The organism is Actinocatenispora rupis, assembly GCF_016861975.1.
GTDB lineage: Bacteria > Actinomycetota > Actinomycetes > Mycobacteriales > Micromonosporaceae > Actinocatenispora > Actinocatenispora rupis.
In genome coordinates this window covers 159,215-180,856 of record NZ_BOMB01000010.1, presented here as the reverse complement: position 1 = coordinate 180,856, position 21,642 = coordinate 159,215, and the positions used below count along the sequence as shown (strand labels likewise).

21 protein-coding genes are annotated in these 21,642 nt (G+C 73.7%); 8 read left to right on the top strand and 13 right to left on the bottom strand.

Translation table 11 applies throughout. The features are described 5' to 3' along the window. Window positions 1–237: 237 nt before the first annotated feature. Both Aru02nite_RS09000 and sigJ read right to left on the bottom strand, forming a co-directional pair. Complete coding sequence (locus tag Aru02nite_RS09000) at window positions 238–759, bottom strand: GNAT family N-acetyltransferase (RefSeq protein WP_203656559.1); 522 nt, start codon at window positions 757–759, stop codon at window positions 238–240. Window positions 760–822: 63 nt separating this feature from the next. Further along, window positions 823–1,818, bottom strand: coding sequence for an RNA polymerase sigma factor SigJ (sigJ, locus tag Aru02nite_RS08995; RefSeq protein ID WP_239076546.1), 996 nt, complete (start codon window positions 1,816–1,818; stop codon window positions 823–825). A gap of 65 nt (window positions 1,819–1,883) precedes the next feature. Between sigJ and Aru02nite_RS08990 the strand changes: the two genes are divergently transcribed. Further along, window positions 1,884–2,324, top strand: coding sequence for a YybH family protein (locus Aru02nite_RS08990; RefSeq protein ID WP_203656557.1), 441 nt, complete (start codon window positions 1,884–1,886; stop codon window positions 2,322–2,324). Between the two features lie 41 nt (window positions 2,325–2,365). Here the strand turns inward: Aru02nite_RS08990 and Aru02nite_RS08985 are convergent, their stop codons facing one another. The 4 genes from Aru02nite_RS08985 to Aru02nite_RS08970 all read right to left on the bottom strand — a co-directional run bounded on the left by Aru02nite_RS08985 (window position 2,366) and on the right by Aru02nite_RS08970 (window position 5,253). Continuing rightward, entirely contained in the window at window positions 2,366–3,178 is an 813-nt protein-coding gene (locus Aru02nite_RS08985) for a class I SAM-dependent methyltransferase (RefSeq protein WP_203656555.1), read from the bottom strand. A 6-nt stretch (window positions 3,179–3,184) separates the two neighbouring features. Then, window positions 3,185–3,634: a GbsR/MarR family transcriptional regulator gene (locus Aru02nite_RS08980; protein WP_203656553.1), complete on the bottom strand. Its 450-nt coding sequence runs from the start codon at window positions 3,632–3,634 to the stop codon at window positions 3,185–3,187. Between the two features lie 69 nt (window positions 3,635–3,703). Further along, entirely contained in the window at window positions 3,704–4,741 is a 1,038-nt protein-coding gene (locus Aru02nite_RS08975; RefSeq protein WP_203656551.1) for an aldo/keto reductase, read from the bottom strand. A 92-nt stretch (window positions 4,742–4,833) separates the two neighbouring features. Further along, window positions 4,834–5,253: a MerR family transcriptional regulator gene (locus Aru02nite_RS08970; RefSeq protein WP_203656546.1), complete on the bottom strand. Its 420-nt coding sequence runs from the start codon at window positions 5,251–5,253 to the stop codon at window positions 4,834–4,836. A 107-nt stretch (window positions 5,254–5,360) separates the two neighbouring features. Between Aru02nite_RS08970 and Aru02nite_RS08965 the strand changes: the two genes are divergently transcribed. Further along, on the top strand, window positions 5,361–6,104 hold the full coding sequence (locus tag Aru02nite_RS08965; protein WP_203656545.1) for an SDR family NAD(P)-dependent oxidoreductase: 744 nt from the start codon (window positions 5,361–5,363) through the stop codon (window positions 6,102–6,104). Window positions 6,105–6,163: 59 nt separating this feature from the next. Here Aru02nite_RS08965 and Aru02nite_RS08960 read toward each other — a convergent pair whose 3' ends face one another. From Aru02nite_RS08960 to Aru02nite_RS08945, 4 genes are all read right to left on the bottom strand, one after another. Continuing rightward, window positions 6,164–8,323, bottom strand: a complete 2,160-nt coding sequence (locus Aru02nite_RS08960; RefSeq protein ID WP_203656542.1) for an MMPL family transporter — start codon at window positions 8,321–8,323, stop codon at window positions 6,164–6,166. Window positions 8,324–8,534: 211 nt separating this feature from the next. Beyond that, the gene (locus Aru02nite_RS08955; RefSeq protein ID WP_203656540.1) at window positions 8,535–8,816 is read right to left on the bottom strand and encodes a hypothetical protein; all 282 of its coding nucleotides are present in this window, start codon (window positions 8,814–8,816) and stop codon (window positions 8,535–8,537) included. Further along, window positions 8,813–9,154 carry an ArsR/SmtB family transcription factor gene (locus Aru02nite_RS08950; protein ID WP_203656538.1) on the bottom strand — a complete coding sequence of 114 codons (342 nt, stop codon included), beginning with the start codon at window positions 9,152–9,154 and terminating at the stop codon, window positions 8,813–8,815. Before Aru02nite_RS08950 ends, Aru02nite_RS08955 begins: the two co-directional genes overlap by 4 nt. Window positions 9,155–9,295: 141 nt before the next feature. Then, window positions 9,296–14,764 carry an ATP-binding protein gene (locus tag Aru02nite_RS08945; protein ID WP_203656536.1) on the bottom strand — a complete coding sequence of 1,823 codons (5,469 nt, stop codon included), beginning with the start codon at window positions 14,762–14,764 and terminating at the stop codon, window positions 9,296–9,298. A 544-nt stretch (window positions 14,765–15,308) separates the two neighbouring features. Here Aru02nite_RS08945 and Aru02nite_RS08940 point away from each other — a divergent pair. Further along, window positions 15,309–15,971 (top strand): (2Fe-2S)-binding protein, encoded by a 663-nt coding sequence (locus Aru02nite_RS08940; protein ID WP_203656533.1) that lies wholly within the window; start codon window positions 15,309–15,311, stop codon window positions 15,969–15,971. Between the two features lie 125 nt (window positions 15,972–16,096). On the opposite strand, the gene Aru02nite_RS08935 is transcribed toward Aru02nite_RS08940, so the two are convergent. Continuing rightward, a complete protein-coding gene (locus Aru02nite_RS08935) occupies window positions 16,097–17,068 on the bottom strand; it encodes a hypothetical protein (RefSeq protein WP_203656531.1) in 972 nt (323 codons plus the stop codon). Between the two features lie 63 nt (window positions 17,069–17,131). Next, window positions 17,132–17,773, bottom strand: a complete 642-nt coding sequence (locus Aru02nite_RS08930) for a GNAT family N-acetyltransferase (protein WP_203656529.1) — start codon at window positions 17,771–17,773, stop codon at window positions 17,132–17,134. A gap of 198 nt (window positions 17,774–17,971) precedes the next feature. On the opposite strand from Aru02nite_RS08930, the gene Aru02nite_RS08925 reads away from it, so the two are divergent. The 5 genes from Aru02nite_RS08925 to Aru02nite_RS08905 all read left to right on the top strand — a co-directional run bounded on the left by Aru02nite_RS08925 (window position 17,972) and on the right by Aru02nite_RS08905 (window position 20,826). Further along, on the top strand, window positions 17,972–18,343 hold the full coding sequence (locus tag Aru02nite_RS08925; protein ID WP_239076544.1) for a PH domain-containing protein: 372 nt from the start codon (window positions 17,972–17,974) through the stop codon (window positions 18,341–18,343). A gap of 115 nt (window positions 18,344–18,458) precedes the next feature. Beyond that, the gene (locus Aru02nite_RS08920; RefSeq protein ID WP_203656528.1) at window positions 18,459–18,911 is read left to right on the top strand and encodes a GbsR/MarR family transcriptional regulator; all 453 of its coding nucleotides are present in this window, start codon (window positions 18,459–18,461) and stop codon (window positions 18,909–18,911) included. Window positions 18,912–18,920: 9 nt separating this feature from the next. After that, window positions 18,921–19,844, top strand: a complete 924-nt coding sequence (locus Aru02nite_RS08915; protein ID WP_203656523.1) for an ABC transporter ATP-binding protein — start codon at window positions 18,921–18,923, stop codon at window positions 19,842–19,844. Then, window positions 19,841–20,632, top strand: coding sequence for a DUF2705 family protein (locus Aru02nite_RS08910; protein WP_203656522.1), 792 nt, complete (start codon window positions 19,841–19,843; stop codon window positions 20,630–20,632). Before Aru02nite_RS08915 ends, Aru02nite_RS08910 begins: the two co-directional genes overlap by 4 nt. Window positions 20,633–20,670: 38 nt before the next feature. Continuing rightward, window positions 20,671–20,826 carry a hypothetical protein gene (locus Aru02nite_RS08905; RefSeq protein WP_203657038.1) on the top strand — a complete coding sequence of 52 codons (156 nt, stop codon included), beginning with the start codon at window positions 20,671–20,673 and terminating at the stop codon, window positions 20,824–20,826. A gap of 4 nt (window positions 20,827–20,830) precedes the next feature. On the opposite strand, the gene Aru02nite_RS08900 is transcribed toward Aru02nite_RS08905, so the two are convergent. After that, a complete protein-coding gene (locus Aru02nite_RS08900; protein ID WP_203656521.1) occupies window positions 20,831–21,640 on the bottom strand; it encodes an SDR family oxidoreductase in 810 nt (269 codons plus the stop codon). Window positions 21,641–21,642 lie beyond the last annotated feature (2 nt).

The window sequence follows — 21,642 nt, the reverse complement described above, 5'->3', positions numbered from 1 at the left end:
AAGCACAACCGGCGGCGCCGACCGGACACGACCCACGAGGCGGCAGCGGCGCGGCACGCCAGGACCGCTCACCGCAGTACCGGGATCGGCGCAACGGAGCCGAACCAGGTCGGCGCGGAACCGGACGCACCGCGTTCGGCCGTGGCGGCCCGCAGACTCGCCGCCAGCGGTGACAGACCGCGGGACCGGCCCGCCCGAAGGGGACGGACCGGGAAGCCGGCGCGGGCGGTGGACGGGTCAGTGGGGGGTGGGGATGGGGGTGGCGGCGTACAGGCGGACGGGGAGGTCGTGGCTGGTCGCGTCGCGTTCGAAGGGGAGGCCGATCTTCTCGGCAACGCGCTGGGACGGCACGTTGTCGGGTCGGACGATGGCGACGAGGCGGGGCGCGGCGAGGACGTCGCGGGCGAAGTCGCGGCAGGCGGCGGCCGCTTCGGTGGCGAAGCCGCGGCCCTGGTACGCGGTGCGCACGTGGTAGCCGATCTCCAGTTCGGTCACGCCGTCGACGTCCTGCGGCGTGAGGCCGCAGTCACCGACGAACTCGCCGGTCGCGCGGAGGGTGAGGATCCACAGCCCGTGCCCTTCCTGCTGGTACAGGCGCTGGTTCCAGGCGATCCAGCCGGCGGCCTCGTCGCGGGTCCTGGGCCGGGGGTAGTGGCGCATCACGTCGGGGTCGCCGAGCAGCGCGGCCATGTCGTCGAGGTCGTCGGTGGTCATGGGCCGGAACGCGAGGCGCTCGGTGGGCGGCGGGACCTGGGGCACGGCTCCTCCTCGACGTGGGTGCCCCGGCAGCGTAACCGCGGTGCGGGCCGCCGCCCATCGGGTTCAGGGGCGGGTCCAGGGGCGGAGCTTCTCGGGGTTGCGGACGGCCCAGATGTGCGTGATGCGGTCGTCGGTGACGTCGAACGCGTACACGGCGACGGTGGTGTCGGCGAGCCGTGCGATGAGGCCGGGCCGTCCGTTGACGGTCCGTTCCAGCAGGGTGACGTCGACGGGCCGCGCGGCGGAGATCTCCATCATGTACTGCGCGATCCGGTCGCCGCCCTCGACGGGGTGCAGCGTCGTGGTGACGAGGCCGCCGCCGTCGGCGGTGAACGTGGCGGCGGGGTCGAGGAGTCCGACGAGGGTGCGGATGTCCCGGGCCTCCCACGCCTGTTTGAAGCTGCGCACGAGGTCGGCCTGGCTCTCGGCGGGCGCCGCGTGCACCCCGGGGGTACGGACCCGGCGGCGCGCGGCGGACGCGAGTTCGCGGCAGGCCGCCGGGGTACGGCCGGTGATGTCGGCGATCTCGGCGAACGCGTACCCGAAGACGTCGTGGAGGATGAGCGCGACGCGCTGGGCGGGGGTCATCGATTCGAGCGCGACGAGGAACGCCATGCCGACGGACTCGTCGAGCGTGACCCGGTCGGCCGGATCCGCCGGTACGGCGGCCGCCGGTCGCCCCCAGTCGCCGTCGGGCAGCGGTTCGGGTATCCACTCCCCGACGTACCGTTCGCGGCGGGCGCGGGCAGAGCCGAGCAGGTCGAGGCAGATCCGGCTGGTGACGGTCGACAGCCAGGCGCCGGGCGAGGCGACGGCGTCCTGCCGTTCCGCCGACATGGCGTACCAGCGGGCGTACGCCTCCTGCACGGCGTCCTCGGCCTCCGCCAGCGACCCGAGCAGCCGGTACGCGAGGCTGATCAGTTGCCGCCGCTCGCCGAGCAGTGTGGCGGACCGGTCGTCGGGGTGGTCGGTCATGGTGCGGCGCTCCTCGCGGTCGGCTCTGCCCTCACCCGGTACGACGACGCGGCGCCCCGGATCGTCAGGCCGGGGCCCTGACATGCCGGGCCGGTACATCGTCGTAGGAGGGGAAGGCTGCTCGACACAACCGGGAAGAGGGACGAACGATGGCGACACCCAACGAGGCGGACGAAGCCGCGATCAGGGCACAGATCGACCGGATCGTGGCCGGTATCGGGGCGAAGGACATCGAGGCGCTGCAACGGATCTACACGCCGGACGTGGTGTCGTTCGACGTCGAGCCGCCGCTCCAGCACGTCGGTATCGAGGCGAAGATGGCGAACTGGAGGCGTGCGTTCGCGTTCTTCACCGAGGTGGCGTACGAGGTGCGGGACCTGGCGGTGGTGGTCGGCGGTGACGTGGCGTTCGGGCACGCGTTCGGCCGGCTGTCCGGCACCCTGCCCGACGGTACGGCGACGAAGGGCATGTGGGTGCGCGGCACGTTCTGCTTCCGGAAGATCGACGGCAGCTGGCTGATCGCGCACGACCAGGCGTCGGTGCCGTTCGACATCACGACCGGCCGCGGCGTGACCGACCTCGTACCGTGAGGTCGCGGTGCCGGGTCGGCGCGGCCGGCCCGGCGCCGCGGTCAGAACGAGTACCGGAGGATGCGGGCGCCCTGCCGGGCGATTCCGGTGCTGTGGCCCATCAGCCGGGTGGCCGCGCGCAGCGGCTGCGGAAAGCCGGCCACCTCCGGCGCCCGGACCAGCAGGTCCTCCCCCGCGAGCGTCAGGCCGGCGCGCCACGTCTCCGGCTCGTGCGGGTCGTCGAAGCCCTGCGCCGCCGTGATCCCGATGGCCCGGATCGTCGGATGGTACTTCATCGCCCACGCCGCGAAGCGGGTGTACCCGTTGAGCGCGAGTACGCCGGTGGCGAAGTGCCCGGTCAGCTCCCGTACCAGGCGGGGGAACGCGTCGCCGGGCAGGAACGGCACCAGGCCCTCGGCGACCACCAGCGCGGGTCGGTCGCGCGGCAGCCCGGCCAGCCAGCCCGGTACGGTGACGTCCGCGCCGAGCCGCCGCGACCGCTCCGGCAGGAACCGCGGCCGCAGCGCGACCACGTCGGCGAAGTCCACGTCGTACCAGTCGACGCCGGCGGGCGGGTCGCACCGGTACACCCGGGTGTCGAGGCCGCAGCCGAGGTCGAGGACGACCGCGTCCGGGTGCTCGGCGACGAACGCGCGGACCACGTCGTCCAACCGCCGGGCCCGCAACGCGGTGCTGCACACCAGGCTCGGCCGCACCTTGAGCCGGGCGAAGTCGTAGTCGATCGCGGCGGCGACCTCCGCCGACCGGGTGTCGCCGAGGATCGGGCGGTCGCGCCCGCTGTCCAGCGCCCGCGCGTACAGGGTGAGGAGCAGCGTCTCGCGCAGGGGGTCCAGGTCGAGCCGTACGCGGGGCATGGGTCCTCAGCTCTCCGGCGGGTGGGCGGCGGCGACGTCGCGCAGCCAGGTCAGGGCCCGCTGCGCGCTGCGGATACGGTCGGCGTTCGCGGCCGTACCGCCGGCGAGCGCCACGCCCGCCTCGGCGATGGCGCCGAACGCGCCGAGGCTGTCCAGCTTGCGCTGCACCACCTTCTGCCAGGCGTCGTCCTCGATGCGGTAGTACGTGGTGCGGTCCCCGGGTACGCGGACGCGCCGGACGAGCCCGATCGCGGTCAGGAACCGCATGTTCGAGGTGAGGGAGGCGCGGCTGGCGTGGATCTGCTCGGCGATCCCGCCGGCCGACCGCTCCGGCGGGTCGCAGATCATGAGCAGGCCGAGGATGCGCCCGGTGATTGGCGGGAGCCCCCACTCCTCGACGCAGAAGGTGGCCACCCGCTCCACCCAGCTCAGTACGTCGTCGTTGGCATCGGACATGTTGCTAGTCTTGACTGAAACAACTAGTACGTCAAGCCCAATGCGCGGATCCCTTGCGCCCCAACGAGGTCAGGCCGGGCGGCGGCGTTCGGCCGGGTCGGTGAGGGCCGGCCGGCGGTAGTCCACGTCGGCCGGGTTGAGCGTCACCCCGGGCGGGACGATCGCGTCGATCCGGTCCAGTACCGTGTCGTCGAGGCGCAGGTCCGCGGCGGCGAGCTGGTCGGTGAGGTGGGCGATCGTACGCGGGCCGAGGAGTACCGAGGAGACGGCACGGTGGCTCGCCGCGAACGCGAGCGCCAGGTGCGTCAGCGGCACGCCGACCTCGTCCGCGAGCGCGAGCAGCCGCTCGACCGCGTCCAGCTTGGCCCGGTTGCCGGGCAGGTCCAGGTCGAACTTGTGCGCCACCACCCGCCGGAACTCCGTCATCTCGATCCGCTCGCCGCGGCGGAACCGGCCCGTCAACCAGCCGCTGTTGAGCGGGCTCCACGTCAGCACCCCCATCCCGTACTTCAGCGCGGTGGGCAGCACGTCGGCCTCGATGCCGCGCACGAACACGGAGTACGGCGGCTGCTCGGTGTGGAAGCGGACGTGGTTGCGCCGGTCGGCCACCCACTGCGCCTCGACGAGCTGCTCGGCGGGGAAGTCGGAGGTGCCGATCGCCATGATCTTGCCGGCACGTACCAGGTCGGAGAGCACGGACAGGGTCTCGTCGATGTCGGTGGCCGGGTCCGGCCGGTGCACCTGGTAGAGGTCGATCCGGTCGGTACCGAGCCGGCGCAGGCTGTCGTCGACCGCCCGGGTCAGCCACCGCCGCGAGTTGCCGCGCCGGTTCGGGTCCGGATCGCCCATGCGTACCGGGAAGTGGCCCTTGGTCGCGAGCACGACCTCGTCCCGGCGGCCGCGGATCGCCTTCCCGACGATCTCCTCGGCCTCGCCCCCCGAGTACTGGTCGGCGGTGTCGACGAGGTTCACGCCGGCGTCGAGCGCGGTGTGGACGAGCCGGATGGCGTCGTCGTGGTCGGTGTTGCCCCACGCGCCGAGGCGCAGCGTGCCGAGGGCGAACGTGCTGACGGAGATGCCGGTGCGGCCGAGCGTCCGGTACTGCATTCACTGCTCCTCTGTGCGGTCCGGGCGAGATGACGGCAGGGTGGAACGACGGCACGGCGGTGCGCCGGGCCGCTGGTGAGGCGGGGGTGGGGTCAGTCGCCGTCGGGCAGCGGTGCCCCGCAGTCGCGGCCCTGCGCGATGAGTTCCCGGTACCGTTCGACCTTGCCGTCGAGGGCGGCGAGGTCGTCGCCGAGCGCCGCGATCCGGGCGACGAGGCGGTCCCGGTGCGCGGACAGCAGCGCGAGCCGCTCGGGGTGAGTGGCCGCGCCGTCCGCGGCGAGCCGGCCGAACCGGCGCATGTCACGCGTCGGCATCCCGGTACGCCGCAACAGGACGAGGGTGCGCAGCCACCCCACGTGCCGCGGGCTGTACCGGCGGCGCCGGCTGCCGTCCCGCTCGACCCGCGGCACCAGGCCCTCGCGCTCGTACCAGCGGAGCGTGTCCTGGCTCAACCCCACCGATGCGGCCACCTCGCGGATGCCCAGGTACTCCTCGTCGCGCGTCCCCGTCATGCCACGACGCTACGTCCTGGAGCGCACTCCAACGCAAGTCGCCGGCCGGTACCTGTGGGCACGGCCACCACCGGTTACCTCCGGGCGCGGCCCGCCGTCAGGTGGGCATGACGTACACGCAGCAGACCACGGTGCTCGTCACCGGCGGCAACAAGGGACTCGGCCGGGAGACCGCGCGGCGGCTCGGCGGGCTCGGCTGGACGGTCTTCCTCGGCTCCCGGGACGAGATCCGCGGCCGGGACGCCGTACGGGCGCTCGCCGACGACGGCGTCACGGCCGTCCTCGTACCGCTCGACGTGACCTCCGACGACTCCGTCGCCGACGCCGTACGGATCGTGCGCCAGCACACCGACCGGCTCGACGTCCTCGTCAACAACGCGGGCGCACCGGGCGGGGCCGTACCGCCAGCCGACGCCACCGCCGCCGACCTGCACGCCGTCTACGACACCAACGTGTACGGGCCGGTCCGCGTGACCGGCGCGTTCCTGCCGTTGCTGCGCGCCGCGGACAACCCGCGCGTGGTGATGGTCTCCAGCGGCGGCGGCTCGTTCGCGGTGGTCACCGACCCGGACCAGCCGGTCGCGTCGATGCACGAGCTCGCGTACAGCTCGTCGAAGGCGGCGCTCAACATGCTCACCGTCCGGTACGCGCGGGCGCTGCCGGACGTGAAGGTGAACGCCGCCACGCCCGGCGAGGTCGCGAACCACACGTTCGCGGCGACCGACATGAACGGCCACCGCGGCACGCTCACCGTCACCGAGGGCACCGACTCGATCGTACGGCTCGCCACGCTCGGCCCCGACGGCCCGACCGGTACGTTCGTCGACCGGCTCGGCCCCGTCGGCTGGTGACGCGGGATCCCTTGCCCCGCAACGGCTGCGGCCCGCGACCGGGCGGGCCGCAGCCACGGTCAGGACGCGCCGGCGCCGACCCGTACCGGGGGCGCCGGGGCGGGTGCGCGGCGGCCCCAGGCGCGCCGGCCGACCAGCGCGAGCGCCGCCGGCAGCAGGACACCGCGCACCACGGTGGCGTCCAGCAGCACCGCCACGGCCATCCCCACCCCGAGCATCTTGTACTCGATCGCGGTCAGGACCACGAACACCGCGAACACGGCCGTCATCAGCAGCGCGGCGGAGGACACCACGCCGGCGCTGCGGCCGACGCCGTCGACGATCGCGGCCCGCGGCGGTACTCCCGCGGTCACCCGTTCCCGGATCCGGCTCAGCACGAACACGTGGTAGTCCATGCTCAGCCCGAACAGCAGCACGAAGTCGAACAGCGGCAGCCAGCTCACCACCCCGCCGTACGCGGTGAAGCCGAGCGGGCCGGACAGGTGCCCGTCCTGGAACACCCAGGTCAGGACGCCCAGCGCGGCGCCGACGGACAGCAGGTTCAGCACGATCGACACGACCGGGATCACCAGCGACCGGAACGCCCACGCCAGCAACACGAACGCGAGCACCAGCACGAACCCGACCACGTACGGGACGCGGCCGGCGAGCGTGCGCGCGAAGTCGTACGCGAAGGCGGTGCGGCCCTGCACGGCCCAGCCGACGCCGCCGACCCGGCCGAGGGTCGCGGGCAGCGCGGTGCCGCGGAGTTCGGCGAGGGCCCGGTTCGAGGTGGGGTCGGTGCCGGAGCCGGCCAGCGGTACCCGGACCACGAGTGCCCGGCCGACCCGTACGACGGTTACCGGGTCGGCGAGAAGCCCGTGGCTGTGCGGGATCCGGGCGCGCAGCGCGCCGACGGCCCGGCGTACCTCGGGGGTGTCGGCGGTGCCGCCGTCCCGCGCCCAGACCACCACGCGGGCGGGCGCGGCCGCACCCGGAAACGCCCGCTGCATCCGCAGGGCCGCGTCCACCTGCGGTACGGAGCGGGGCAGGCTGTCGGTGACCGCCGCGTCCTGCAGGTGCAGCCCGAACGCGGGTAACGCCAGTACTGCCAGCGCGACGGCGGCGAGGCCACCGGCCACCGCCGGCCGGCGTACGACCGCGCGGGCGATCGCCGACCACACCCGCGACCCGTCGGAACGCTTGCGCAGCACCGGGATCCGTACCGCGTCGACGTGCCGGCCGAGCAGCGCGAGCAGTGCCGGCAGCACCGTGCAGGATCCGAGTACGGCCAGGCCGACGGCCACCGCGGTCCCCACGGTCAGGCCCCGGAACTGGTCGATACCGGCGAGCAGCAGGCCGCACAGGCACAGCAGGACGGTGAGGCCGGCGACGATGACGACCCGGCCGGACGTCGCGGCGGCGGTCCGTACGGCGGTGGCGGTGTCGCGCCCGGCGGCGCGTTCCTCCCGCGCCCGGCGCAGGTAGAACAGCGAGTAGTCGACGCCGACGGCGACGCCGATCAGCAGCACCATCGACGACGCCGCGCTGTTGATCGGAATCCACTGGTCCACCACGGTCAACAGCGAGAACGTGGCCGCGACCGTGGTCAGCGTGAGGAGTACCGGGATGCCGGCGGCGACGAGCGAGCCGAACACGATCAGCAGGACCACCACGGTCAGCGGCAACGAGATCGTCTCCGCCCGGCCGAAGTCCGCCGTGATCGAGTCGTCGACGGCGGCCGACAGGCTCCGGTCGCCGGCCTGCGCCAGCCGTACGCCCGGGTGCCGCGCGCCGACCTCCCGCACCACCCGTACGGTGGCGTCGAAGTGGTCGCCCGCGCGCTCCTCCGGGCCGGCGAGCTGGAACGTGACCAGCCCCGCCGTCCCGTCGGCGGAGACCCGCGCGCGGTCGGCCAGCCCGGTGACCGCACCCGAGCGGCGGAGCGTGCCGATCAGGTCGTCGGCCGCCGCGCGGGCCACCCCGTCGTACCGGTGGCCGGACGTGACGAGCACGCTCTCCTGGGCCGGCGAGTACCCGTGCTGGGCGTCCAGTACGCGCTGGGCGCGGCCGGACTCGCCGGGATCGTGGGCGGGCGCGCCGTCGCCGGTGACCGCCGCCCCGGCCAGGACGGCGAGGACGACGAGGGCGAACCAGCCGCCGATCGCCCACCACCGGTGGCGTACCGACCAGGCGGCGACGCGTTCGATGCGGGCTGTGGGCAGGGTCGTACGCGGCATGGACTAACGTCCCTTCGTGAAGGAGTGCGCGTGCCGAACACAGGTGTCGCTTCTTCGCCGGGCCGTCGAGTTGCCGCTCGACGGCCCGATCCTGTGAAGTCCCGGATTCCTTGCGGCGTCCCGGATTCCTTGCGGCGTCCCGGATTCCTTGCGGTGTCCCGGATTCCTTGCGGTGTCCCGGATTCCGTCCGGTGGAGCCGGATCCGGCGGTTCAGTCGACCTCGGTGAGGATGCGCTCGACCGAGGCCCGGGTCTCGCCGAGCTGACCGGTCACCTCGGCGAGCTGGCGCGAGACCGCGTCCAGCCGGTCCTCGGTGGCCCGCTGCGACGCGACGGCCCGCTCGGCGAGCGTCCGGTACGCGTCCTCGCGGGCCAGCACCGCCTTCGCCCGCCACGTCGCCCCGAACTGCCAGATCGTGACCGTGGCGACCGAGCTCAGCAGCAGGAAGATGCCGAACGCTCCGACGACCTCCGCCCAGGCGTGTGCGCTCATCGTCCCGTCTCCCCTTCCTTGCCGTCCCGGTCGCTCAGGGTGCGGGCCGCCGCCGCGACGGTGCGCGGCGTCAACTCGACCGCGAAGTCCGTGACCTCGTAGTACTTCATCGCCTTGCCGTCGTCGGACAGTTCGAGGTGTCCGGACACCAGACCGGCCGATTCGAGCTTCTTCAGGTGGAGTTGCAGCAGGGCGCGGCTGATGCCGAGCTCGCGCGCCAGCTCGCTGACGTACCGCCGGCGCTCGGTGAGGGCGGCGACGACCCGCAGCCGGTGCGGGTTGGCGAGCGTGGCCAGCGTCCGCAGCAGGTCGTCGCCGGTCAGCGGCGAGCTGCTCATAGCTGAACCCTGCACATGCCAAGAAAAACTAGCAGGTGACCGTCCGGTACGCCAGCGCACCCCCCGCGCGTCCCGGATCGCCGCCGGAGACGGCGAACGGGCCGGCGGCAGACGCCGCCGGCCCGTTCGTACGGGTGGTTCTCAGTGCGCGGGCCGGTACGCCCCGATCGCCTCGATGATGCGCGGCCGCAGCTCCGCGACGCTGACCACCGCGTCGACCGACCCGACCTCCACCGCGCGCTGGATGCTGTGCACCCGGTCGAACTCCGCGGCCACCTCGCCGAGCTTCTCCGCGCGTACCGAAGCGCGCAGCTCGTCCAGCTCGGCGGTCAGCGCGGCACGGTCCGTACCGCCCGCGGCGGCGGCGCGCGCCTCCATGTCCCGCACCCGCGGATCGGCCGCCGTACGCGCGTTCACGTCACCGGCGAAGACGGCCGCCGCGGCCGGCGCACCGCCCAGTACGGAGGCGAACGAGCCCTCCAGCGCCAGTACGGTCATGCCCGGGTTGAGCGCCTTCGAGAACACCACGAACGCGCCGCCGTGGTACCGCGAGATCACGCAGAACACGATCGGGCCGCGGAAGTTCACGATCGCCCGGCCGATCTCCGCGCCGTACTCCAGCTGGAGCTTGCGCATCGACTCCGGCGACCCGTCGAACCCGGACAGGTTCGCCAGCACCACCAGCGGACGGTTGCCGCTCGCCGCGTTGATCGCCCGCGCCGCCTTCTTCGACGACCGCGGGAACAGCGTGCCCGCCGTGTACGTGTCCGGACCGTCGGTGGGCGGGAAACCGCGCCGCGGCACCGGCCGCGACTCGATCCCGAGCAGGCACACCGGCATGCCGCCCAGGTGCGCGTCCTGCACCACCGCGGTCTCCGCGTCGGCCATGCCCGCCCAGCGCTCCAGTACCTCGTGGTCCTGGTCGGCGAGCGCGCGCATCACCGTACGGATGTCGAACGGCTTCTTCCGGTCCGGGTTCGCCGCCGCCGAGAAGATCTCCCCGACCGTGCCGAACTCGCTGCCCGGCACCTCGTGCGGGAAGCTGCTGATGTCCCGGTCCACCGGGTCGGTGGTCGGCGCCCGCCGCGGTGCCGTCTCCCCCGGCGCCACGTACGTGTGGTCGTAGTGCGCCATCAGCACGTCGCGGGCCGCCGGCAGGTCGGGCGCCCAGTACTGCGCCTGGCCGTTCGGGCCCATGACCCGGTCGTACCCGCCGATGCCGAAGTTGTCCTCGGCCGACACGCCGCCGGAGAAGTCGAGCGCCTGCTTGCCGGTCAGCACCATCGCCGAATCCGGTGTCATCACCAGGATTCCCTTGGTGTGCATGAGCATCGTGGCCTCGGCGTTCCAGTACGGCTGGGCGCCGACGGTGATGCCCGCGACCACGATGTTGATCTCACCGCCGGCCTGGGTGAACTCGACGATCCGCTTCAACGCCGCGGCCACCCAGTCCATGTTCTCGGTACCGGAGGTCATCGAGACGCGGGCGCCGGCGGACAGCGCGTACCACTCCACCGGTACCCGCATGCGGTCGGCCAGGTCCAGCGCGGCGATCACCCGGCGGCACTCCTGCTCGGACAGCGCGCCGAGCGACTTCGTCGGGTCGCCCAGCAGTACCACCCGGGTCACGCCCTGCGGGTGCCGCTCCGTACGGGTGGTCACCACGCCGGCCACGATCCCCGCCGTGTTGCGCCCCTTCGGCCGGTCCACCGGTACCAACGCGTGCCGCTCGTCCAGGTCGTACTCGACGAAGTCGCCCAGCAGCCCCGTCAGCTCGTACGGGTACACGGTGCCGCGGCGGCTGGCCCGCAGTACCTTCAGGCGGTAGTCGTCGACCGGCTCGACCGGCTCGTCCGACGGCTCGCCGATGACCAGCTCCGCGCCGCCCGTCGGGTCGAACGCGATGCGCACGCCCACCTTCGTCAGCGCGCCCGTCTCCGGATCCCGCTGCCGGGCGATGAACAGGATCTCCTCCAGCCCCGCGCCGGCCGTCGTCGGCCGTACCCGGGCGGCGATCATCTCCATCTCCTCGCGGGTGATGTCGATCGGCGGCCACACGTACACGACGATGCGGTTGGTGGGGAAGCGGTCCCGCAGCGGCCGGCGGGCCTGCGCCCGGCGGATCGCGTCGAGGCACGCCGCCACGGTGTCCTCCGCGGTCGGCAGCGCGACCAGCCGGCCCTCGTGGTCCCGCAGCTCCGTCAGGTCACGTACCTGCCCGAACGCGACGAGCCGGTCGTCCGACGGGTTCTGCCGCGCCACGCACCGGAACAGGTACACCTCCTCGTCGGTGGACGGCAGGCGCGTCAGGTCGAAGCGGTTCAGCCGCTCCATCTGCATCCGCTGCGCGATGTGCGGGTGCAGCCCGCGGATCAGCCGCTCCTCCTCCAGCCCCGTCGTCGACGGCCGGAACGTGAAGTGGTGGTGCATCACCGCGCCCGCGCGGCCCGCGACCGTCGCCGTGAGCCGGCGTACCCGGCTGGGCAGCGGCTGGGCGCGGACCACCTCCAGCAGCGCCGCGGCCATCGCGTCCGGGTCCTCCGGCTGGCCCTCCCACGCGAGGTACACGTCCGCGTCGACCGCGTCCACGCCGCCGGCGAGCCCGGCCAGGCCGCGCAGCGCGCCGCCCAGCTCGTCGAAGCCCACCGCCGCCGACACCACGCTGTCGCCGCCCCGGTCGGCCACCACGAACCGGCAGCCGTCCACGTCGACCGTGCGTACGGCGGTGAGGGCGCGGTTGCCGTAGTAGCGCCGGGTCAGGACCTCCAGCATCACCGTGTTGTCCCGGCCCGGCCGCGCCAGCCGCTGCCCCAGCAGCCGCACCAACGGCTCGGTACTGCGCACCATGTCGGCGATGCGCTCGGCCCGGTCCGGCGCCTCCGGGTACTCGTCCAGGTGCCGCAGGTGCCGGCGCACGTCCGCGTACACGTGGGCACGGTTGCGGCGCAGCAGCGGCCGGGCGAACCACGCGTACACGACGCCGCGGGCGAGGTCGGCGAGCACCGGGAACCGTACCTGCGTGGCGGCGACGAGCCGCTCCAGCGACAGGCCGGCCGCCTCGCGCAGCGTCTCTTCCGGCGGCGGCTCCCGCAGCCACGTACGCAGCAGGGTCGCGACGACCACCGCGTCCGCCGCCGACCGCTGCTGCGCCAGGAAGATCCGGAACACCGCGGCCTCCAGCTCCGCGGACCGCTCCAGCTCCGTCACGCCGTAGTGCCCGAGCGCGCGCGCCAGCTTCGCCTGGAACGCCGCCGGCAGCCCGGCCCGCTCCACGTCCAGGCTCTGCAGGTACGTGTGGAAGTACTCGCGGGCGCTGTGCACGTGCCCGCCGCCCTCCTCGCCCGACGGCCGGTTCCGGCTCAGCTCGGCCAGATCCGCGAACACGTCGACCAGCGCCAGCTCCGCCGCCAGCGGCCGGTGACCGTCCTCGACCGCGGCCCGGCGCGCGTCCAGGTAGCCGTCGAGTACCCGGCGCTCGTCGTGCGGGTCCACGTCGAAGCCGAGCAGCAGGCTGCGCAGGTCCTCGTGGCCGCGCGCGGTGCGCTGCCGGGACGGCGCCGTCGCGGGAGCCGCCGGCAGGTCCAGCGGGACCGCCGCACCCTCGGCCGCGGTCTCCTCGACGGCCGGGTCCTCGTCGCCGAGCGGCTCCAGCCGCATCAGCGCCGCGCCCGCCTCCACCTGGCTGCCCACCGACACGCCGCACTCGGTCAGCCGGGCCCGGAACGGCGCCCGCAGCACCGTCTCCATCTTCATGATCTCCAGTACCAGGACCGGCGCGTCCGCCTCGACGACCGAGCCGACCTCGTGCGGTACGGCGACCACCAGGGCCGGCGCGAACGAACGGATCACGCCGCCCTCGTCCCGGCTGATCCGGTGCGCCACCCCGTCCACCTCGACCAGGTGCACCGGCCCGTGCGTACCGGTGAGCAGCCGGTACCGGGCGCCGTTGACGGCGATCTGCCCGGTGTGCCGGTCGAACCGCGTCAGCTCGACGTCGACCGCCTGCTCCTCGCCGCCGGCCCCGATGCCGACCCGGAACCGGTTCGTACCGATCCGCGCGACGCGCACCTTGTACCCGACGCCGCGCAGCTTCAGGCCCAGCGGCCGTCCGCTCTCGTGCCGTACCTGCGGGCGCCCGCCGGACGCTGTGGACAGCAGGCGCTGCTGCTCCGCCCGCTCCTCCTCCTCGTACGCCTCGATGGCGGCGGCGGCGAGCGCGACCGCGGAGTGCCGGTGCGTGACGAGGTCGCCCTCGGCACGTACCCGGTCGATCCAGCCGGTGTCCGCGCTGCCGTCGATCACCTCGGGCCGGTCGAGGAGGTCGAGGACGAAGCTCTTGTTCGTCGCGCCGCCCTCGATGATCACGCGGGTCTCGGCCATCGCGCGACGCAGCCGGGCGAGCGCCTCCGAGCGGTCCCGCCCGTACGCGATGATCTTGGCGATCATCGAGTCGAAGTCGGCCGGGATGGTGTCGCCCTCGCTGACGCCGGTGTCGACCCGGATGCCCGGGCCCGCCGGCAGGTCCAGCCGCGCGATGCGGCCCGGGGACGGCGCGAAGTCCCGGTCCGGGTCCTCGGCGTTCAGCCGGGCCTCGACCGCGTGCCCGCGCTCCACCGGCTGCTCACCCGTCAGCTTGCCGCCCGACGCCACCCGCAGCTGCGCACGTACCAGATCGAAGCCGGTGGTCGCCTCGGTGATCGGGTGCTCGACCTGGAGCCGGGTGTTGACCTCCAGGAACGCGAACACCTTGTCACCCGGGTGGTACAGGAACTCGACGGTCGCCGCCCCCCGGTACCCCACCGCGAGCGCGAGCCGCTCGGCCGCCGCCTTCAACTCGCCCGCCTGCGCGGCGCTCAGTACCGGCGACGCCGACTCCTCGATGATCTTCTGGTTGCGCCGCTGCACCGAGCAGTCCCGTACGCCGAGCGCCCACGCCGTGCCCTGGCCGTCCGCGATGACCTGCACCTCGACGTGCCGGGCGCCGGTGATCAGCCGCTCCAGGAACACGATGCCGCTGCCGAACGCGCGCGCCGCCTCCTGACTCGTCCGCTGGTACGCGTCGGTCAGCTCGGCGTCGCTCGTCACCACCCGGATGCCGCGCCCGCCGCCACCCGCCGTCGCCTTCAACATCAGCGGGTAGCCGATCTCGGCCGCGGCCGCCACGGCCGCGTCCAGCGTCTCGACCGCGCCGCGGCTCCACGGCGCGACCGGTACGCCGACCTCCTCGGCGATCAGCTTCGCGCCGATCTTGTCGCCCAGCTTGCGCATCGCCTCCGCGTCCGGGCCCACGAACGCCACGCCCAACTGGTCGCACAGCTCCGCGAACGCCGGGTCCTCGGCGACGAAACCCCAGCCCACCCACGCGGCGTCCGCGCCGGTCTCCGTCAGCGCCCGCCCCAGGACCTTCAGATCCAGGTACGGGCGCGCGGACGCCGGGCCGAGGTCGTACGCGAGGTCGGCCTCCCGTACGAAGGTCGCGGTCCGGTCGACGTCGGTGTACAGGGCGACGGTCTCGATCCGCTCCCCCGTCTCCGCGGCGAGGTCCCGTACGGCGTGGATGAGCCGCATCGCGGCCTCACCCCGGTTGACGATGGCGACACGACTGAACACCCGAATCCGAACCCTTCGCTCCCTCGACACCAGATGGCCGACCACCTCGGACGGCGCCCGCACGCGTACGGGCACCTCACCGAGGCCGGATGGCCGCCCGCGGCGGACCACCCGACGACCGCCGCGGCGACCGCAGGTGTGGCACGGTCATGATCGTCGCCCATCCGGACGGCGACAGCCGAGGGGCCTGATGGGGAAGAAACGGCGGCCGCTTTTGTGGACCCCCGACAACCGGGCTTGTCCGGTTCGCGTCCGGCCCACCCCGCGTGGTAAAGGCCGCACCCGGCGACCACGCCCCGCGCGCGTCCCGTTCGCCCCGCCGAGCCACCCCTCATCCGGTACGTCACGTCCGTGCACCGGGCGGTGTTGTCAGCCAGGTACCCGCCGCGGGAGCCGACGCGTGACCGCGCTGGAGGAGCCGGACGGTCGTCGTGGAGGATTCCCCCGCGGTGGGCGACCCGCGCAGGGCATGCCGCGTCCGGCGCAGCCGCAGCGTTCCGGACGTGCCGGCGGTGCGGGGAGGGCGGACCGTAGGGTGGCGGTGATGCCGACCGACACGCCGACGCCCGCCGACCTGGCCGCGCTCGGGCCGTTCTTCGCGCTCCAGGAGCGGACCGGCGACGGCTGGCACACCCTCCGCGAACTGGTCGTCGGCCCGGCACTGGACGAGCGGGTCCGGTACGTCGAGGCCCGCCTCGCCGGCGCCGACATCGAGCCGCGCGTGGCCGCGTCGACCATGTCGCTCGGCCTGTTCGCCCGGCTCGTCTCCCCCGTGATCGGCGCGTACGTGCTCGGCACCCCGCTGCCGCGCCCCACCCTCGACGGCACGTACTGGCGGCCGGTCGACGGCGGTCCGTGGCCGCTCGCCCTGACCGGACCGTCCGGTACGCCCGATCCCGCCGCGCTGCTGCCCGACGTCCTCGACCCGCTGGCCGCCGCCATCGCCGCGCGCTACGCGCTGTCCCCTCAGGTACTCCGGGGCAACGTGGCGTCGGCGGTGTTCGGCGCCGTCGGGACGGTCGGCACGGCGCGGCCGGACCTCGCGGACGCGGCCCGGAGTACGGGGGCGGCGTTGCTGGCCGGGCCGCTCGCCGGTACCGGAGGGCCGACCGGACCCGGCGGCCGGTTCGTCCGTACCTCGTGCTGCCTGTACTACCGGATCCCCGGCGGCGGCTACTGCGGCGACTGCGTCCTCGCCCACCGCTGAGCCAACTCCGTACGGCGGATGTGTGCCGGGCGTCCCTCGGGATGCCGAGGCGTGCGTCGCGGCCGGCTGGGTGATGGACATCCAGCTGCTCCGCCGTGGCTGACCACACTGTCCATAGTAGACAGTCAGCTCGGGTTCCGTTGGTGGACAACGGATTCGTGGCCTCCGCGTGCCGGGGCGTTGCGCAGGGCGCCGGCGAGCAGGGCCAGACCGGTGGCGATGCTGAGGACGTGTTCGCCGACGGCGACCGGGACGTACTCGACGGGCACGAAGCCGCCCGGGGCGAGCAGGACCATGGGGAGTTTCCAGGCGCTCCAGGCGAACAGCGACCCGGACGCGCCGTACGCGAGCGCCATCGGTACCCAGCGGCGGAGCCGACCGGGGCGACCGGAACGCAGCGCCAGGAGGCTGGCGGCGCCGAGCAGCGCCCACAGCCCGGAACTCGCGCTCAGCAGCCGACCGTCGAGGTCCCGGGCGGCGAGCCGGGCGGGGTCGATGCCGAGCGTGCCGCCGAGCGCCCAGTAGCACCAGAGCAGGCCGAGCAGGGTGGCCGCGGCGACGGTCGCGACGGTCCACGCCGTCGGGGTGGACGGCCGGTCCGCCAGCCGGCCGAGGAACGCGCGCGGCCACCGGTCCCGCAGGTAGACCGGTACGGCGACGGCCAGTCCGACGGCCATCCCGCCGAACCCGAGGCTGAGGAACACGGCTTCCCAGCCGGGTGCCGCGTCGCCCCCGCCGCCGCTCCCGGCGTCCAGCACCGCCCGCGCCACCAGGTACGGCAGGGTCGGGACCAGGAACCCGGCGCCCACCCACGACACCAGCACCACCGGTACGGCCGGCAGCCGTCGCCCCCACCGTTGCGCCAGCGCCAACCCGAGCGCGACACCGGCGGCGGCCATCAGCACGGTGACCGCGTTGAGCGCGACCCACCCGCCGGTACCGAATCCGGCCGGGTGCGTGCCGATCAGCGCCGCCGCGATCCAGACCACCTTGACCAGCAGGTACAGCCCCATGCTGGCGGCCGCCACGTACCCGGCGAGCCGCCGCGCCAGGCTCCACCGCCGACCGACGGCCGCCACCGCATCGCTCGTTGTCACAACATCCCCTCCCGGCGGGGACGCTACGCAGCCCAGCCTGTGCGCCGGCTGAGCCGCTGAATCTCAGAGGCCGAACAGCGCGCGGCAGGCGTCGAAGCCCTCGACGGTCACCGCCGCCCGCGGGCGGCCGGTCCACACCTCGCGGGTCAACCGGAGCCGGTCGGACACCAGCGCCTCGTCGCCGCGCGCGTCCACGGAGATGCCGTCCGGCACGTACCCGAGCTTGCGGGAGACGCCCTGCGACGCGTGGTTGTCCCGGAACACCTCGGTACGCGCGGCCCGCGCGCCCAGGTGGTCGAACGCCAGCGTCAGCAACCCCAGCCGGGCGTCCGTCCCGTACCCGCGGCCTTGGTGCGGGAGGCCCAGCCACGACGACGTGACCACCTCGCGTACGATTGGGAAGTCGTTGGCGCGCAAGGAGACCATGCCGATCGGCTCGCCGGCGCGGAACACCCCCAGTCCCAGCTCCCACGCCGGCACCCGCCAGGACGCCAGCCCGTCCCAGTGCCCTTGCAGTACGGTGCGGGCGCGGTCGGCGGGGTCGCCCTCCGCCCACGGCGTCAGGAACGGCCGCTCGTCGGCGCGGTGCACACCGGCGGCGGCGACGTCGGCCGGCGCGGCGATCTCCTCCTCGCGGGGCAGTCGCAGCTGCACGGTGGGCGTCACGATGGTCAGGCCGTACGGCGGCCACAGGTCGACGAGCACGCCGCGATCCTGCCAACCCGCGGGGTTCCGCGCCACCGGTTTGCCGGGCGATCCCCGGAACCCTTGCGCCGCAACGGATGTGCGGCACGCCCGCGGCCGCGGTCGGCCCGGGCCGCACCGGGTCCGCCGACGCCGGCGAGTACCACGGCGTTGCGGGCACTGCCTAGGGTGGCCGGGAACCCGAACAAAGGAGCACCCGTGTCCCGACAGGCGACCGTGCCGTTCGACCGGCAGGACCAGTTCGACCAGATCCGGAGCGGTCTGCTCGACGGCGAGCAGATCATCGCGGTGTACGACGCGGTCGGCGTCGGCACCGGCTTCATCGGCCTGACCGACCGCCGGGTGATCCTGCAGGACAAGTCGTTCGTGGGCAAGCGGGTCGCGATCACCAGCATCCCGTACTCGAAGATCACCAGCGTCAGCGTGCTCAGCAACAAGTCGTGGGCCGGGCAGTTCTTCTCCAGCGGCTCGATCGCGCTGCACACCAGCGGCCAGACGTACGAGGTGGAGATGCGCGGCAACCAGAAGGCGCAGCACGTCCACAACGTGATCCTGTACTACCTGCACTGACGGCGCCCTCGCCGCTTCGCCAGCGCCCCCGTCGTACGTGTCGACGGGGGCGCTGGCGTGTCGCGGGCGGAGGGGCGTAACGTTCAGTGGGTTCTGAACGTTCGGAGACTTGATCATGGACGAGCTGCGCCGGTACGCCGAGGAGTTCGCGCTGGAGTTCGCGCGCAACGGCACCCCGCCCGCGAACGGGAAGCTGATGGGCTGGCTGCTGGTGTGCGACCCGCCCGCGCAGACCAGCGCGCAGCTGGGCGCGGCGCTCGGCCTGTCCAAGGGTTCGGTCTCCACCGGCATGCGGATGCTCGTCCGCACCGGCATCGCCCGCCGGGTCGTGCTGCCGGGCACCCGCGGCCACGCGTACGAGATCACGCCGGACGCGATGGCCCGGGCGACCAGCGACGCGATCCCGCAGTGGCGGTCGATGGCCGAGCTGCTGGACCGCGGCGTCGACCTGCTCGGCCCCGGCACCCCCCGCGCGCGGCGCCTGACGTACGCGCGGGACTTCTACCAGTGGATCGTGGCGCGGATTCCCGAGCTGGTCGAGGAGTTCAAGCGCGAACACGGACTCTAGGGAGGCACGATGGCGGACGCCGCTGTCGAGGTCACCGGCCTGGTGAAACGGTACGGTCGCGGATCGGCCGCACGCACCGCGCTGGCCGGACTCGACCTGACCGTGTACCGCGGCGAGGTGTTCGGCTACCTGGGGCCGAACGGCGCCGGGAAGACGACGACGATCCGGTTGCTGCTGGACCTGATCCGGCCGACCGCGGGCAGCGTACGGGTGCTCGGCGACAGTCCGCGCCACGCGGCGTCCACCCGGGCCCGGATCGGTTACCTGGCCGGGGATTTCGTGGTGAGCGGCGGGCAGACGAGCCGCGAGCTGCTGACGTACCTGGGGCGGTTGCGCGGCGGGGTGCCGGCGGCGCGGATCGCCGCGCTGGCCGAGCGGCTGGACCTGGACCTGTCCCGCCGGATCGGCACGCTGTCCAAGGGGAACCGGCAGAAGGTCGGCATCGTGCAGGCGTTCATGCACACCCCCGACCTCCTCGTACTCGACGAGCCGACGAGCGGGCTGGATCCGTTCCTGCAGCAGCGTTTCGTCGAGCTGGTGCAGGAGGCGCGCGACAACGGCCAGACCGTGTTCATGTCCTCGCACGTACTCAGCGAGGTGCAGGCCACCTGCGAACGCGTCGGCATCATCCGCGAGGGCCGGCTGGAGACGGTGGCGAAGGTGGAGGAGCTGCGCGAGCAGGCGCAGCGCCGGATCGAGATCACCTTCGCCGACGTCGTACCGGCGGCGGAGTTCGAGTCGGTCGCGGGGCTGCACGGGGTGACGGTCGGCCCCCATCCGGGCGGCGGTTCCGCGCTGCGCGCCGTGCTGTCCGGCAGCCCGGACGAGCTGGTCAAGACCGCCGCGCGGTACCGGGTGACGGGGTTGCTCGCCGAGGAACCCGACCTGGAGGAGCTGTTCTTCACCTTCTACGAGCGGGAGGGTCGGTCGTGACGGTCCTGCTGAAGCACCTGCGCGACAACCGCCGCGCGTTCGGCGGCTGGGCGGTGGCGATCACCGCCGTCGCCACCATGTACGCGGCGTTCTGGCCGGTGTTCGGGCACAACGCGGACCTGGGCCGGGCGATGGAGGCGTTCCCGCAGTCGATGAAGGAGGCGTTCCACCTCACCGACTACTCGACCGCGTCCGGCTACTTCGGCTCGACCGTGTTCGGTCTGCTGGTACCGATCCTGGTCGCGGTGTTCGCGATCAGCGCCGGGGTGCGCGCGATCGCCGGCGACGAGAACGCCGGCACCCTCGATCTCGTACTCGCGCATCCGGTGACGCGCACCCGCCTCGCCCTCGCCCGGTACGCCGCGACGGTGCTCGCGATCGTCGCCGTCGGCGTGCTGACGCTCGTGGTGATGCTGGCGATCCGGATCCCCGCCGACTTCGCCGAACTCTCCCCCGGTGACCTGACCGCCGTCTGCGTGATGCTCACCCTGTTCGGCGTCTGCTTCGCGTCCATCGGGTTCGGCCTCGGCGCGTACACGGGGCGGCGGACGATCGCGCTCGGCGGCGCCGCGTACCTGGCCGTCGCGACGTACCTGTGCAGCAGCTTCCTGCCGCAGATCAAGGGACTCGGCTGGGTGCGCTGGTGCTCCCCGTTCGCCTGGTACCTGGACGGCGACCCGCTGACGCACGGCGTCAACTGGGTGTACGCCGGGCTGCTCGCCGCGGTCTCGCTGTACTTCGCCGCCCTCGGCGTCTGGCAGTTCCGCCGCCGCGACCTCACCTCCTGACGCGCGACCTCACCTCCAGGCGTACCGGCCCGGATCCGTTGCCGCACAACGTATCCGGGTCATCGAACGGAAGGCCGGCGGTTCCGGGCGACGACGGCCGCGTCGTCGAGCACGGCACGCACGACGAGCTGATGGCCGCCGCCGGCCTCTACGCCGACCTGTTCACCCTCCAGGCCACCGGGTACACCGGCTGAGCGCTCAGCGCACGGCCAGGAACGTCCGGGCACCGCGCAGCTCGGTACGCAGGTGGCGGCGGGTCGCGGCGCAGTCGAGGCGGATGTCGCTCGGCCCGCCGGCGCGCGGCCCGGACGGCAGCGCGGCCGGGTCCAGGCCGTCCCGGCGGGCGATCAGCACCCCGAGCTCGTACCGGGTGAGCGCGTCGCCGCCGGCGAGGTGGTGGATGCCGGTGCGGTCGGTGCCGGCGAGGTCGAGCAGCGCGCCGGCCAGGTCACCGACGTGTACCGGGCAGCGCACGACGTCGGTGAACAGCACCCCGTCCGGCCGCGCCGCCAGCTCGTGTACCCGGCGCTCGTGCACGGAGTCGCCGTCGCCGACGATCAGCGACGTACGGGCGACGACCGCGTGCGGCGCGACGGCCCGTACGGCGGTCTCCGCGGCGGCCTTGGCGGCACCGTACGGCGTGACCGGGTCCGGGACCGCCGCCTCCGCGTACCGGCCGGCCGTGCCGGCGAACACCGCGTCGGACGACACGTGCACCAGCCGGGCGCCGACCGCGACCGCCGCCAGCGCCACGTACGCGGCGCCGTCCGCGCAGCTCACCCAGTCGTCCTTGCGGTACGCGGCGTTCACGACCACGTCCGGCCGTACCGCGGCGACGGTGTCGGCGACCTGCGCGCGGTCCCGCACGTCCAGCGCGTACCCGGACACGCCGGGCACCTCGACCCGCGCCGTCCGGTACGTGGCGGCCACCCGGTGCCCGGCGGCCACCGACCGCCGGACCACCTCGGCCCCGAGATACCCGCTGCCGCCGACGACCAGCACCTTCATGG

Excerpts from the sequence above, each read along its gene's own strand:
- sigJ (WP_239076546.1), bottom strand. The coding sequence starts at position 1,818 with ATGTCAGGGCCCCGGCCTGACGATCCGGGGCGCCGCGTCGTCGTACCG.
- Aru02nite_RS08940 (WP_203656533.1), top strand. The coding sequence starts at position 15,309 with ATGCCGACCGACACGCCGACGCCCGCCGACCTGGCCGCGCTCGGGCCG.
- Aru02nite_RS08970 (WP_203656546.1), bottom strand. The coding sequence starts at position 5,253 with ATGACGGGGACGCGCGACGAGGAGTACCTGGGCATCCGCGAGGTGGCC.
- Aru02nite_RS08920 (WP_203656528.1), top strand. The coding sequence starts at position 18,459 with ATGGACGAGCTGCGCCGGTACGCCGAGGAGTTCGCGCTGGAGTTCGCG.
- Aru02nite_RS08985 (WP_203656555.1), bottom strand. The coding sequence starts at position 3,178 with ATGCCCCGCGTACGGCTCGACCTGGACCCCCTGCGCGAGACGCTGCTC.
- Aru02nite_RS08950 (WP_203656538.1), bottom strand. The coding sequence starts at position 9,154 with ATGAGCAGCTCGCCGCTGACCGGCGACGACCTGCTGCGGACGCTGGCC.
- Aru02nite_RS08965 (WP_203656545.1), top strand. The coding sequence starts at position 5,361 with ATGACGTACACGCAGCAGACCACGGTGCTCGTCACCGGCGGCAACAAG.
- Aru02nite_RS08960 (WP_203656542.1), bottom strand. The coding sequence starts at position 8,323 with ATGCCGCGTACGACCCTGCCCACAGCCCGCATCGAACGCGTCGCCGCC.
- Aru02nite_RS08900 (WP_203656521.1), bottom strand. The coding sequence starts at position 21,640 with ATGAAGGTGCTGGTCGTCGGCGGCAGCGGGTATCTCGGGGCCGAGGTG.
- Aru02nite_RS08955 (WP_203656540.1), bottom strand. The coding sequence starts at position 8,816 with ATGAGCGCACACGCCTGGGCGGAGGTCGTCGGAGCGTTCGGCATCTTC.
- Aru02nite_RS08975 (WP_203656551.1), bottom strand. The coding sequence starts at position 4,741 with ATGCAGTACCGGACGCTCGGCCGCACCGGCATCTCCGTCAGCACGTTC.
- Aru02nite_RS08990 (WP_203656557.1), top strand. The coding sequence starts at position 1,884 with ATGGCGACACCCAACGAGGCGGACGAAGCCGCGATCAGGGCACAGATC.
- Aru02nite_RS08915 (WP_203656523.1), top strand. The coding sequence starts at position 18,921 with ATGGCGGACGCCGCTGTCGAGGTCACCGGCCTGGTGAAACGGTACGGT.
- Aru02nite_RS08980 (WP_203656553.1), bottom strand. The coding sequence starts at position 3,634 with ATGTCCGATGCCAACGACGACGTACTGAGCTGGGTGGAGCGGGTGGCC.